General features: G+C 66.0%; 9 protein-coding genes. 1 reads left to right on the top strand and 8 read right to left on the bottom strand.

Going from position 1 to position 13,081, the window contains the following annotated elements; translation table 11 throughout:
* Positions 1 to 24: 24 nt before the first annotated feature.
* From ACFQ24_RS01090 to ACFQ24_RS01105, 4 genes are all read right to left on the bottom strand, one after another.
* A complete protein-coding gene (locus ACFQ24_RS01090) occupies positions 25 to 3,129 on the bottom strand; it encodes an efflux RND transporter permease subunit (RefSeq protein WP_380908493.1) in 3,105 nt (1,034 codons plus the stop codon).
* Positions 3,130 to 3,134: 5 nt separating this feature from the next.
* A complete protein-coding gene (locus tag ACFQ24_RS01095; RefSeq protein ID WP_380908576.1) occupies positions 3,135 to 4,211 on the bottom strand; it encodes an efflux RND transporter periplasmic adaptor subunit in 1,077 nt (358 codons plus the stop codon).
* Positions 4,212 to 4,307: 96 nt separating this feature from the next.
* A complete protein-coding gene (locus ACFQ24_RS01100) occupies positions 4,308 to 5,045 on the bottom strand; it encodes a TlyA family RNA methyltransferase (RefSeq protein WP_380908495.1) in 738 nt (245 codons plus the stop codon).
* Positions 5,045 to 7,075 (bottom strand): protein-disulfide reductase DsbD family protein, encoded by a 2,031-nt coding sequence (locus tag ACFQ24_RS01105; protein WP_380908497.1) that lies wholly within the window; start codon positions 7,073 to 7,075, stop codon positions 5,045 to 5,047. Before ACFQ24_RS01105 ends, ACFQ24_RS01100 begins: the two co-directional genes overlap by 1 nt.
* Positions 7,076 to 7,151: 76 nt before the next feature.
* Here ACFQ24_RS01105 and ACFQ24_RS01110 point away from each other — a divergent pair, with 76 nt between their 5' ends.
* Positions 7,152 to 8,831, top strand: a complete 1,680-nt coding sequence (locus tag ACFQ24_RS01110; protein ID WP_380908499.1) for an alkaline phosphatase family protein — start codon at positions 7,152 to 7,154, stop codon at positions 8,829 to 8,831.
* A gap of 1 nt (position 8,832) precedes the next feature.
* On the opposite strand, the gene epsC is transcribed toward ACFQ24_RS01110, so the two are convergent.
* From epsC to ACFQ24_RS01130, 4 genes are all read right to left on the bottom strand, one after another.
* Positions 8,833 to 9,867 (bottom strand): serine O-acetyltransferase EpsC, encoded by a 1,035-nt coding sequence (epsC, locus tag ACFQ24_RS01115; protein ID WP_380908501.1) that lies wholly within the window; start codon positions 9,865 to 9,867, stop codon positions 8,833 to 8,835.
* Positions 9,868 to 9,960: 93 nt separating this feature from the next.
* On the bottom strand, positions 9,961 to 11,289 hold the full coding sequence (locus ACFQ24_RS01120) for an ATP-binding protein (protein WP_380908503.1): 1,329 nt from the start codon (positions 11,287 to 11,289) through the stop codon (positions 9,961 to 9,963).
* A complete protein-coding gene (locus ACFQ24_RS01125) occupies positions 11,286 to 11,996 on the bottom strand; it encodes a response regulator (protein ID WP_066762803.1) in 711 nt (236 codons plus the stop codon). Before ACFQ24_RS01125 ends, ACFQ24_RS01120 begins: the two co-directional genes overlap by 4 nt.
* A 173-nt stretch (positions 11,997 to 12,169) precedes the next feature.
* Positions 12,170 to 13,009 (bottom strand): TorF family putative porin, encoded by an 840-nt coding sequence (locus tag ACFQ24_RS01130; protein WP_380908505.1) that lies wholly within the window; start codon positions 13,007 to 13,009, stop codon positions 12,170 to 12,172.
* Positions 13,010 to 13,081: the final 72 nt, after the last annotated feature.

The raw sequence follows: 13,081 nt of genomic DNA on the forward strand, positions 1-13,081 counted from the left end.
CGACAGCAACACTCCCCACCCATGTCACTCCGCCGGATCGGGCGAATCCCTGAGGGCCGAATCCAGCTTGCGACCAACGGTTTGCGGAGAAACCGTGCGCTTGGCAACGCGCGAGTAGAAGATCGGTATCAGGTAGAGCGTGATCAGCGTGGCGAGGCTAACGCCGAACACTACCACGACGCCGATCGAATGGCGCGCCGCCGCCCCAGCCCCGCCGCGGATGACGAGCGGGACCGCGCCGATGACCGTAGCGATCGACGTCATGAGGATCGGGCGCAGGCGGCGTTTGGCGGCTTCGCGGATCGCTTCGGCGATTTCCAGGCCCTCGTCGCGCAACTGGTTGGCGAATTCCACGATCAGGATGCCATTCTTGGCCGCGAGGCCGACCAGCATGACGATGCCGATCTGGCTGTAGAGATTAACCGATCCGCCGGTCAGCGCCAGCCCGAGCGCACCACCCGCCACTGCCAGCGGCACGGTGGCGATGATGACGGCCGGGTGGATGAAGCTTTCGAACTGGGCGGCGAGCAGCAGGAATACGATCAGGATGGTAAGGCCGAACACCAGCCAGATGGACCCGCCGGTTTCGCGCAACGACTGGCTTTCGCCGCGATAGCCGATCGCCAGCACCTCGGGCGACTGGCGCGCCTGATCCTCAAGGAAGGTCAGCGCTTCGCCCAGCGAGGTTCCCGGCGCGAGCGCGGCGGTGAGAGTGATAGCGCGGAGCTTGTTGTAGCGGTTGAGCTGGCGCGGGCCGGCGACCTCACGCACCGTCACCAACGCCGACAGCGGCACCAGCGCGCCCGAGCGGCTGCGCACGTTGATCCGTTCAAGATCGGCAAGCGTCTGCCGCCCCTGCTGTTCCGCCTGCACGACGACGCGATATTCCTCGCCCCGGTCGACATAGGTCGTCACGCGGCGCGATCCCAGCAGGCTTTGCAGCGCCTGACTGATGTCGTTGGCCGACACGCCCAGATCGCCCGCTCGCGGCAGGTTCATCTCGATCCGCATCTGCGGCTTGGATTCCTTGTAATCGCTGTCGAGATTGATGAGGCCTGGATAATTGGCAGCGGCTGCCATGATCCGGTCGCGCGCGGCGAGCAGCCCTTCATAGGTCGAACCCGCCAGCACGATGTTGACCGGCAGCCCGCGCCCGCGCCCCAGGCCTGATCGGGGAGCGGCATTGCCCCGAACGCCGGGCTGTTCCGCGATCACCCGGTTGATGATGGTCGCCACCTCCGCCGTGGTGATGGTGCGATCCTCCCATGGGCGCAGGAAGGCGATGACGTTGCCGCTGTTGAAATCGTCGGTCGTGCCAAAGCTCGACGGCGTGCGGATGACGAGGTTCTGAAGCGTGCCGTCCTTGCGCAGGAAGGCAAGATCGTCCTCGATCTTCTTCATATAAGCCATCATCCGGTCGAAGCCGGTGCCTTCAGGTGCGCTGATTTGCGCTTCCACGACGCCGGTATCTTCGGCCGGAGCCAATTCCGTCGGCAGGCGCGTGAACAGGAATCCGGCGACGCCCAGAAACAGCAGGACTCCGAGCAACGGCAGCAACGGCTTGTTCAGCACCCTGTCCAACAAGCGGGCATAACCGGCTTCCAGCCGCTGGAACCGATCGTCCACCCAGCGCGCCAGGCGGCCGCGCTCGGCGGTCTTGAGCAGCTTGGAACAGAGCATCGGCGCGAGGCTGAGCGAGATGAAGCCGGAAAAGGCGATGGCGGCGATCATCGCGATCGCGAGTTCGCGGAACAGCAGGCCGGTCTGCCCGGCAAGGAACATGACCGGCACGAACACGGCGCACACAACCAGCGTGGTCGAGATGATCGCGAAGCCCACCTGCCGCGTGCCGAGATAGGCGGCGACCAGCGGATCGTCCCCCTGCTCCACGCGGTGATAGACATTTTCCAGCACAACGATGGCGTCGTCCACCACCAGGCCGATGGCGAGGACGAAGGCCAGCAAGGTCAGCAGGTTGATCGAGAGGCCCAGCAGCCACATGACGGCGCAGGTGGCGAGCAGGCAGATCGGCACCGTGACCGCCGGGATCAGCGTGGCGCGTACGGAGCCCAGAAACAGGAAGATGACGAGGATGACGAGCAGCGCGGCCTCGATCAGCGTATCGTAGACATTCTCGATCGCGCGCTCGATGAAGAGTGATTCATCGGTGCCGATCGCAATGCGCATCCCCTGCGGCAGGCTGGGCTTGATATCCTCGATCAGCGCCTTGGCCTTTTGCGCGACCTCCAGCGTGTTGGCGCCCGACTGGCGGATGATACCGATGCCGACCGCGGTGCCCTGGTTGGACCGGAAGCTGCTGTAGGGATTTTCGGCCCCTTCCTCGATCCGGGCAACGTCGCCCAGCTTCACCTGATAGCCGTCGTCCGAACGGCCCACGACCAGCTGCGCGAATTCTTCCGGCCGGGCGTAGGCCCGTTCGACACGCAGCGTCTGGTTCTGGTCCTTGGATTCGAACCGGCCTGCCGGCAGTTCGACGTTCTGGCGGCGGAGAGCCGCTTCGACATCCGCCGGTGTGAGGTTGAACGCCGCCAGCTTTTCGGCGTTGAACCAGATACGGGTCGAGGGCCGCGCCTCGCCGCCGATCGTTACGCGGGCGACGCCATCGATGGCGGCGAAACGGTCGGCCACATTGCGATCGAGATAGTCGCTGAGCCTGATCGGCGACCATCCGGGCCGCGAAAAGACGATGAACAGAATGGGGCGGGCGTCGGAATCCACCTTGCGAATTTCCGGCGCGAGAGCGTCTTCCGGCAAATCCTCCACCACGGACCCGACCCGGTCGCGCACGTCATTGGCGGCGGTGTCGATGTCGCGCGACGGATCGAATTCGATATTGATGTTGGACGTGCCGTCCTGCGACGTGGAGGTGATCGTCTCGATCCCCTGCACGCCCGCCACAGCATCTTCGACCAGCTGGGTGATGCGGGTTTCGACCACGGACGCGGCCGCGCCCGTATAGGTGGTTTCGACAGAGACGATGGGCGGATCGGTGTCAGGATATTCGCGTACCGAAAGACTGAAATAGCCGACGATGCCGACGATGCAGAGCAGCACCGCGATGACGGCGGCGAAGACGGGCCTGCGGACGGAAAGATCGGAAAGCTGCATTGCGCTTAGCCGCCGGCCTTGGCCGCGCGATCCTTGCCGCCCGACCCGACCCCGCCGGGAGCGGGCTTGTCACCCGCAAGACGGACCGTCGTGCCGTCCGTCAGCTTGACCACGCCTTCGGTAACGATCTTCTGGCCCGGTTTCACGCCGCCGGTGATTTCGACCATGCCGTTCTGGCGGATGCCGGTATCGACCTTCACCCGCTTGGCGGTGCGGCCTTCCAGCACGAACAGATAGCGGTCGTCGGCTTCCCCGACCAGGGCAAGTTCCGGCGCGGCAAGGGACTGGCGTTGCCGCGCCAGTACACTGACGGTCAGTAACATGCCCGGTTTGAGTGCGCGGTCGGGATTGGGCAGGATGGCGCGGACGCGGACGGCGCGGCTGGTGGGATCGATGACCGGATCGATGGTGGCGATGGTGCCGTTGAACGGCCGATCGGGCCAGGCGGCGGACACCGCCTTGATCGGCATGCCTTCATGGATCGTCGACAGCCGCGTTTCAGGAATGGTGAAATCAAGCTTGATGCGGCTGATGTCGCTGACCGTGGCGATGGCCGTGCCGGCGGGGATGATGGCGCCCACGGAAATGGTGCGCAGGCTGACATAGCCCGAAAAAGGCGCGCGGATCGTGCGATCGGTGATGGCGGCGCGCGCCTGATCGGCATTCGCGCGGGCGGAATTGACCAGCGCCACCTGCTGGTCGAGCGACGCCGCCGTGGCGAAGCCGCGGCTATTGAGTTGCTGGATGCGGTCAAGCTGCTGCTGCGCCTGTCGCGCCTGCGCCTGCGCGGCGGCGAGTTCGGCGCGCTCCTGCGCCACCGCCATGGTGGCGATGACCTGACCCTGGCGCACATAGCCGCCATCCGCGAAGTGAATGCTGTCCACCCGTTCCGTCACGGGGGCGGACAGCACGACCTGTTCGTTCGCCAGCGCGGTGCCCACCGCTTCCAGATCGTCGGAGAAGGAAACGCGTGCGATCGGGCGGACTTCGACCAGGGGAACGGTGCGCGGCCTCTTCTCCTTTTCACCGCTGCAACCGGCAAGACAAAGGGTCGTGAAAATGATGGGCACAAGGAGACGCATGATATTGGGCTTACAGGCCTTTTCGGGTGGGACAAGCCGTGCCTTGGTCACGGCGTGTATCATTATGTATCGAGCCGCAAGACGAATGCGGACGCGTTATCCACCAAGCCGGGCGTGCAGCAGAAATTCGACGTTGCCCTGAGGGCCAGTAATGGGGCTTTGCGTCAGGCCAGTGACGGTCCACCCCTGCGTTTGCACCCAATGCGCGACCTCTTCGCACACGCGTTGATGTACTGCGGGATCGCGCACCACGCCATTCTTGCCCACCTCCTCGCGCCGCGCCTCGAACTGCGGTTTTACGAGCGCGACGAGATGCGCGCCGGGGCGAGCGAAGCCGATCGGCCGCTCCAGCACCTTTGCCAGGCTGATGAAGCTTGCGTCGCAGACGATGATGTCGACCTGTTCGGGAACATGCGCCTCTGTCAGGATGCGGGCGCTGGTCTGTTCATGCACGATGACGCGGTCGTCGGAGCGCAATTTCCAGGCAAGCTGGTTGGTGCCGCTGTCGATGGCGTAGACGCGTGCCGCGCCGTTCGTCAGCAGCACGTCGGTAAAGCCGCCTGTGGATGACCCGACATCGATGGCGACGAAGCCGGTGACATCGATGGCGAAGGCTTCCAGCGCGTGGGCGAGCTTGATGCCGCCGCGCGAGACCCAGGGATGATCGCGGCCGCGCACGTCCAGTTCCGCGTCATCGGCCACCTGCTGTCCCGCCTTCTCGATCTTGCGGTCGCCAAGGAAGACGAGGCCGGCAAGGATCAGCGCCTGCGCGCGCGCCCTGCTTTCGGCGAGGCCATGATCGACGAGCAACTGGTCGGCGCGGACCTTGGCCATCAGCGCACCAGCGCGGTAAGCGTGGCCGGCGTCAGCAATTGCGGCAGCGTCTGCGCGTCCTTGCCCGGCGCATACCAGAGATAGAGCGGCACGCCCGAGCGTCCCTGACCTTCGAGGAAGCGAGTAATAGCGGGATCGGCATTGGTCCAGTCGCCCACCATCACGGTGACGCCCGCCTTGCGAAAGGCGTCCCGCGTTTCGGCGCGGTCGATTGCGGCCGCCTCGTTAGCCTTGCAGGTCAGGCACCAATCGGCCGTGAAGTAGAGGAAGACCGGTTTGTTCGCGGCGCGCAGGCTGGCGAGTTTCGCGACATCGAAGTGGACAGCCTCGGCGGCATTTTCGCTGGCCGCCGGAGCGCTGGTCGGCAGGGCGGAAACGGCGCCGCCAAGCACTGCCAGGGCCGCGATGAGGGCGATCCAGCCACCGGGCCTGCCGGCCCGTTGCCGGCCGCCCAGCCACCAGAGCAGCAGGGCAAGGATGAGGGCCGCGCCAAGGCCGATGGTCATGCCGGACACGCCGCGCTGCTGCCCCAGAAGCCAGGCAAGCCCGAGCGCGGTGAGGAACATCGGGATGGCGAGGATCTTCTGGAACCGGCCCATCCATGCGCCGGGCCGGGGCAGCCGCCGACGAAGTGCAGGGATATAGGCAAGCAGCAGGAACGGGAGTGCCAGCCCCAGGCCAAGGCCCGCGAACACGGTAAGCGCGGCGGCAAGCGGCAGCAGCAGCGCCGCGCCCATCGCCGCTGCCATGAAGGGGCCGGTGCAGGGCGTAGCGACGAAGGCGACCAGCGCGCCGGTCCAGAAGGCACCGGAAAGGCCGCCCTTCCCCGCCAGCCCTTCGCCGCCGCCATACGCACTGAGATCGAACAGGCCGGCCAGGTTGAAGGCGATGGCGGTCACCAGCAGCAGCAGCGCCAGGATGATGCGCGGATCCTGCAATTGAAAGGCCCAGCCGAACGCACCGCCCGCCGCCCGCAGCGCGAGCAGCAGTCCGCCCAGCGCCAGGCAGGTGAGGATGATGCCGGCCGCATAGGCCAGCGCTTCGCGCCGGACGATGCGTTCGTCGCCGCCCGCCTTTGCGAGCTTCATCGCCTTGAGGCCGAGGATCGGGAAGACGCAGGGCATGATGTTGAGCAGCAGGCCACCGAGCAGCGCGCCGCCCAGCGCCGCGAGGATCGCGCTCCATTGCCCGGCGGACGATCCTCCCGCGACTGGGCCGGGCCGTGCGGTAACCAAGAAGCCGACATGATCGCCGGTGCGCAGCACGGCCTGCACCGCGCCGCCCTTGCCACCCTGCGCCGCGTCCGTTTCGATCAGCAGACGGTCACCGTCGCGCGACACCGTCTGCGGCGCGGCATAGCGGGCGAGACCCTCCGCCAGCGGGAAGAGGTGGATGTCGCTGGCCTGCGCGCTGGCCGGGAAAGGAACCGAAAGACGCAACCGGCCGCCTTCCGTCGCATAGGTCGCTTCTGACCCGAGAGGGCGCGGCAAATGCGTCCGCCACGCGTCGAAGCGCGCCTGCGCCGCTGCCGGCACGCTTCCGTCACCGGCCACAAGATCAAGGGTCAGCTCGCCGCTTTCCGGCACGCAAACCTTGTCCGTGCAGGCAAGCCAGTTGGCCTTTGCGCGGATCGGCAGGTGCGTCCCCGCAGGCACATCGGCCGCGACCTTGAGGTCCGCCAGCACGGCATAGGGGCCTTCATAGACGTGGTTCATCAGGCCGGAGATCAGCAGCGTTTCCGGCACTGGATAGCGCAGCACGCCGACGGTCACACCCTTGGGCAGCGTCCACTGGACGGTCATGCCCAGGCCCGCATCCCCCGGATTGAGCCAGTATCCGTGCCAGCCCTTTTCCGGCGTCATCGCAAAGGCGATGGTCGTGCCGCCGCCGGGTTTCGGAACACCGCTCTCCGCCTCCAGCTGCGCAGCGATATGGGCCGGACCGCCGCCGAATGCGCCGCCCTGTGCGTGCGCCGTTGACAGGCCCGTCAGCATCGCGAGCGTCATCAATATGACTTGAAAAATGCGCATCGGGCCTCTGGTCGGGTGGATGCTAGCGGGCTAGGTCGCTCCCCAACCGCCGTCAAGGCATGAGAAGGTCAAGAGAATGTTGAAACGAGTCGCCGCCACTCTGTTGCTTGCCACCGCCGTGCCGCTGGCGGCCCAGTCTCCGGCACCCTCGCCTGCCCCGGCATCGACCGCGCCATCCATGCCCGCAACGCCGCCCAAGCTGATCGTCGCGATCAGCGTCGATCAGTTTTCGGCCGACCTGTTCAGCGAATATCGGCAATATTATAGCGCGGGGCTGAAGCGGCTGACGGAGGAAGGCGCCGTCTTCCCGCGCGGCTATCAAAGCCATGCGGCGACCGAGACCTGCCCCGGCCATTCGACCATCCTGACCGGCAGCCGCCCGTCACGCACCGGCATCATCGCCAATACATGGTTCGACCTGTCCACCGGCCTTGCGGATAAGGCGGTCTACTGCGCCGAGGATGAAAGCCGGCCGGGCACCAGCAGCGACAAATATGAGGCGTCGCCCGTCCACCTGCGCGTCCCGACGTTGGGTGGGCGGATGAAGGCGGCCAATCCCGCGACGCGCGTCGTGTCCGTATCGGGCAAGGATCGCGCCGCGATCATGATGGGCGGGCCGACCGCCGATCAGGTATGGTGGTTGGGCGGCGCTCAGGGCTATGTCAGCTACAAGGGCGTGGCGACGCCGCCGCTGGTGGCGAAGGTGAATGCAGTGATGGCGCAGCGGCTGGCGCAGGCCAATGCAGGCTTCGACCTGCCGATGCAATGCGCCGCCAAGGACTTTCCGGTGCGGGCCGGCGACAGGACCGTGGGCACCGGCCGCTTCGCCCGCGCCGCCGGCGATTACAAGGCGTTCCGCATCTCGCCCGAGCAGGATGCGATGACGCTGGCCTTCGCCGCTGCAGCGATCGAGTCCATGGACCTTGGCAAGCAGGCACAGACGGACATCATCTCCATCGGCCTGTCCGCGACGGACTATATCGGTCACACCTACGGCACGGAGGGCACCGAAAGCTGCATCCAGGTCGATCGGCTGGACAAGGAACTGGGCGCGTTCTTCGACCGGCTGGACAAGGACGGGATCGACTATGTCGTGGTGCTGACGGCCGATCATGGCGGCCATGACCTGCCCGAGCGCTATCGGCTGAACGCCATACCCATGGAACAGCGGGTCGATATGGCGCTGACGCCCAAGGCGCTGTCAGACGCCGTGGCCGCGAAGGCCGGACTGCCCGGCAAGAAGGTGATCTGGGGCGATGGCCCTTCCGGCGACCTCTATTTCGACAAGGGACTGACCGCCGCCGAGCGCGCGAAGGTGGAGGCGGAGACGCTGAAGCTGCTGCGCGCCCATCCGCAGGTCGAGACGGTGTTCACGAAAGCGCAGATCGCCGCTGCCCCCTCGCCGTCCGGGCCGCCAGAGAGCTGGACCCTGCTTCAGGAAGCGCGCGCCAGCTTCGACGCGGAAAGGTCGGGCGACTTGTTGTTGCTGCTGAAGCCGCGGGTGATGGCGATCCCCGAACAGGCGGTGATGGGCAGCGTCGCCACGCACGGATCGCCATGGGACGCGGACCGGCGCGTGCCGATCATCTTCTGGCGCAAGGGGATGCGCCATTTCGAGCAGCCGATGGGCGTCGAGACGGTCGACATCATGCCAAGCCTGGCGGCGTTGATCGGACTGCCCGTGCCGAAGGACCAGATTGACGGGCGGTGCCTGGACCTGATCGCTGGCGATGGGGACAGCTGCGCTGGAAAATAGGTCAGATATTCTCGCCGACCCCGTCCGTGCTTTCGAGCAGGGCATGGACGCGGTGCGGCGCTGACACCTCGACGCGGCTGGTGACTTCATATTGGGCCTTGGCCTGCCGGACATTGCTGTCCGCCGGCACGCTGTCCGTCAGCCGGACATTGCTGTCCGCCGGCACGCTGTCCGTCAGCCAGACATTGCCGCCGATTACCGACCGGCTGCCGACGATCACCCGGCCCAGCACCGTCGCGCCGGCGTAGATGACCACGTCATCCTCTATGATGGGGTGGCGAGGCAGCGCCTTTTCCAGCCGGCCGCTGCGATCCGAGGGGAAGCTCCGCGCGCCGAGCGTCACGCCCTGATAGAGGCGCACACGGTCGCCGACGATCGCGGTTTCTCCGATCACGACGCCCGTTCCATGGTCGATGAAGAAGCTGTGCCCGATGGTCGCGCCGGGATGAATGTCTATCCCGGTCGCGCTGTGGGCGATTTCGGAGACGATCCGCGCCACGAGCGGCGCACCCAGCACATGCAGCCGGTGCGCGAGGCGATGGTGGATGATCGCCAGCATCGACGGGTAGCAGATCAGCACCTCGTCCACGCTGCGCGCCGCCGGATCGCCCAGAAAGGCGGCATCGACGTCCGTGTCCAGCAGGTCGCGCAAGCCCGGCAGGCTTTGCGCGAAGCCCCCGATGATGCGCGCCGCCTCCGCGTCCAGAGCCGTCGCCGGTTCGTCCTTCATGGCATAGATCAGCTCCAGGCGGATCTGGCCGTAAAGGCGGCTGAGCACCGTCTGGAGGGTTTCCGCGACATAGGCGTCCTCATTGTGGAGGCGCACGAAGCTGGGGCCAAGCCGCAGGGGGAAGAGCGCGCCGCACAGCGCCTGCATGATCTTGGTCAGATTGGCCCGCGAGGGGAAGCCTTCCGCCCCATATTCGGCGTGATGCTGCTGCGACTGCCGCCAGCGGCTGCGCGCGGCACCCAGATCCGCAACCAGTTGGTCCAGATCCCAATATCCTTCCAAGCTCCGATTATCGTCGTCCGCCATGCGATGCGCCTTTGAACCATGTTTCTGTTGGCATAGCTCGGGCAAAGGCGCGTCGATAAACGAGTTTTGCTTGGGGATGGACAGTTTCTCTTTCTAAGCGCGCCGACCCTGACGCGGCAGGTCGAGGCAGATTTCCGCGCGCAGCCCACCTTCGGGGCGGTTGGCGAGGATCAGGTGTCCGCCTTCGGCAGCGACCGCCTTCTGGACGATGGCGAGCCCAAGGCCAAGGCCCCTGGTGTTGCGCTGACGGGCTTCGTCCAGGCGGGAGAAGGGGCGCATGACCTGCTCCAGGCGGTCGCGCGGGATGCCGGGGCCGTCATCGTCGACGCGGATCAGCACCTCATTGCCCTTCCGATCCACCGAGACGCGCGCGCGCTGGCCATAATGGAGGGCGTTTTCGATGAGGTTGCGCACCGCCCGCCGCAGCGACAAGGCGCGCACCTCCAGTTCGAGATGGTCCAGTCCTTCATAGGTCACGTTCTGACCATGGTCCTGAAAGGCATCCACGACCGTGGCTATGGTGACGGCGATGTCCGTGCGCACCGGCGTTTCGGGATCCTTCTCCCCGCCCAGATAAGCGAGGAGCGATTCGAGCATTGCGCCCATTTCCTCCAGGTCGCCGGCCATGGCATCCTGGACCTCGGCGTCCTTCACCGCCTCCAGCCGCAGTTGCAGACGGGCGAGCGGCGTACGCAGGTCGTGGCCGACCGCCGCCAGCGTTTCGGTGCGCTCGTCGATCAGGCGGTGGATGCGGGCCTGCATCGCGTTGAAGGCCGTGATGAGGTTGCGGACGTCGCTGGTGCCCGCTTCCGGCACGATGACTTCGGACCCGCGCCCGATCTTGTGCGTGGCATGTGTGAGGTCGCGCAGCGGCGCGAGCGTCCGTCGGATCAGGAGCCAGCCGGCCACCAGAAGCGCGAGCACCGGAATGAGCGCCAACCCCATCCGGCCGATGGTGAAAGCCCATTTCCCGCCATTATGCCGCATGCCGAAATAGAGCCAGCTTCGGTCGGGCAATTGCAGGCCGCCGTTGATTTCGGAATGGCGACCCGGGGTTATGCGCAACCAGAGGCCGGATTTCTCCAGGCTCGGTTCCCAAGTGATGATCTGACGCCGCATCCGCTCAAGGTCGGGCGACAATGGCGGCGGCGGCGGGGCGACCGGCGACCAGTGGACGTCATAGCGATCCGTCGTCAGCTGGAATCCGAGTGCGCGCCGATCGTCCTGCGGACTTTCGGCGAGCAGCTTGCGAGCGATGACCAGATGCTCGGCCAGCCGGCGGGCCTCGTCATCCTGAAGCGAAAGCTGGCTCGCCCGTTCGTAGATCAGCGTGCCAACGGCGAATTCGAGCGTCAGGGTGAGCAACAGGATCGCGAACAGGCGGCCGAGCAGCCCCAGCGATACCCTGACATGCCAGTTCAAGCGCGGCTGACCTCAGCATTGAACATATAGCCCACGCCCCTGACGGTGGTGATCGGCGCAGCCTTGTCCTGCGTGGTGAGCTTGCGACGCAACCGACTGACCAGCACGTCGATGCTGCGGTCGCTGCTGTCGCCCATGCGGGTGCGCGACAGCTCGATCAGCCGTTCGCGCGCGATGACACGCTGCGGGTGACTGAGGAAGGAGCCGAGCAGGTCGAATTCCGCGCCGGTCAGTTCCACGACCGCGCCGGTGGGCGACCGCAGTTCCCGCCGGGGGAAGCTGACGGCCCAGCCGTCGAAATGGGCTTCGCTCTCGCGATGCTCGTCCGGCCCACGCTCCACGCCGACACGGCGCAGGATGGCACGGATGCGAGCGATGAGTTCACGCGTACCGAAGGGCTTGGGCAGATAGTCGTCCGCGCCCAGTTCCAGGCCGACGATACGATCGGTCTCGCTGCCCTTCGCGCTGATGAAGATGATGGGAACGTCGCTCTTGCGGCGGATCTGGCGGCAGAGGTCTATGCCGTTGGTGCCAGGCAGCATGACGTCCAGAACGACGAGGTCTACGGGGCCAGCGTCGAACGCGACCCACATTTCCGGCCCCGACGAAGCGGGACGGACCAGATAGCCATGTTCCTGAAGCGCGCGGGTGGTGAGCGTCCGCAGCGGCGGATCGTCTTCGACCAGGATGATCGACGGCGCGGTCATGATGGCATGCGGGGCGGGATGAGCATGGCATCGGGATAAGCCCGGCCCGTTGCACGGTCAACCGGACGACCGGCCATCCTGTGCCCAAGGGCCATGCAGCAACAATTTGTCACGCTGCGGACAGGTGCAGCGCGACGATGCCGGGCCGGAAAAACCGGCCCGGCATCACGGGATCAGAAAGCGGCGGTGATGGAGAAGACCACGGTGCTGCGTGCGATCGACTTGCCGAAGTCCTTGCTGTCATTGACCATGAAGTTCGGACGGATGTAGTTTTCCTCGACCCGCGCGATGTCGGTATCGATATAGGCGATGCTGGCGGTCAGCGGCGTGCCGGGGATGGCCAGGTCCGCACCCACGAGCCAGTCGAGATATTTGCCGGTCGGCGCGACCGACGTGCCGTTCGGACCCAGGCCCGGATTGCCGTCCGACCAGCCCAGATGCGCCTTCAGCGAAACCGGGGTGTTCGGGATCGCACCGCTCACGTCAGCCCAGCTGTAGAAGTTGTCGTTCTTCTTGCCCGGACGGAAGACGGTGCAAGCGGCGTCGCTGCACCATTCGCCCAGCGCCTGCTGCTTGGGCGCGTAGGCGACGCCCACCAGGGCCTTCACCGGGCCGAACTGGTGCGAGAGCTTCACATAGGGTTCGGCGAAATCGGTTTTGTCGGCGCCCGAGGGATACATGTACCAGGTGAGGCCGACGTCGACGGTGGTGCCTTCGCCAAGCGGCGCGGCGTAACCGGCGATCAGGTCGAGCTCCATGTTGGCGCCACCGAAACGGCCCCAGCCGCCGAGGTTGGAACCCCAGGTGCCGACATAGGCGCCGCTTTCGTGCGCGATGGTGAAGCCACCCTGCACGGCCATGCCGCGGTCGCTCTGCGACACACCACGAAAACGATAGTCGGACGTGAGGCCGACAGTTCCGGTGACGGTGACGGGCTTTGCGGGTTCTTCCTGAGCGAAGGCCGGAGCACTGGAGAGAAGCGCCAGGGCGGCACAGGCGATTTGATACTTCATGAAACATTCCCCTTTACGAGTGAATGTCCCGTCCTGCTTCCGCGGCCCTGAAGTCTGTCGATGCTGCTCTGG

This window comes from Sphingobium olei (assembly GCF_042678845.1).
Taxonomy (GTDB): Bacteria; Pseudomonadota; Alphaproteobacteria; order Sphingomonadales; family Sphingomonadaceae; genus Sphingobium; species Sphingobium olei.

Coding starts and splice junctions, on each gene's coding strand:
- ACFQ24_RS01095 (WP_380908576.1), bottom strand. CDS start 4,211: ATGCGTCTCCTTGTGCCCATCATTTTCACGACCCTTTGTCTTGCCGGT.
- epsC (WP_380908501.1), bottom strand. CDS start 9,867: ATGGCGGACGACGATAATCGGAGCTTGGAAGGATATTGGGATCTGGAC.
- ACFQ24_RS01105 (WP_380908497.1), bottom strand. CDS start 7,075: ATGCGCATTTTTCAAGTCATATTGATGACGCTCGCGATGCTGACGGGC.
- ACFQ24_RS01100 (WP_380908495.1), bottom strand. CDS start 5,045: ATGGCCAAGGTCCGCGCCGACCAGTTGCTCGTCGATCATGGCCTCGCC.
- ACFQ24_RS01130 (WP_380908505.1), bottom strand. CDS start 13,009: ATGAAGTATCAAATCGCCTGTGCCGCCCTGGCGCTTCTCTCCAGTGCT.
- ACFQ24_RS01110 (WP_380908499.1), top strand. CDS start 7,152: ATGTTGAAACGAGTCGCCGCCACTCTGTTGCTTGCCACCGCCGTGCCG.
- ACFQ24_RS01090 (WP_380908493.1), bottom strand. CDS start 3,129: ATGCAGCTTTCCGATCTTTCCGTCCGCAGGCCCGTCTTCGCCGCCGTC.
- ACFQ24_RS01125 (WP_066762803.1), bottom strand. CDS start 11,996: ATGACCGCGCCGTCGATCATCCTGGTCGAAGACGATCCGCCGCTGCGG.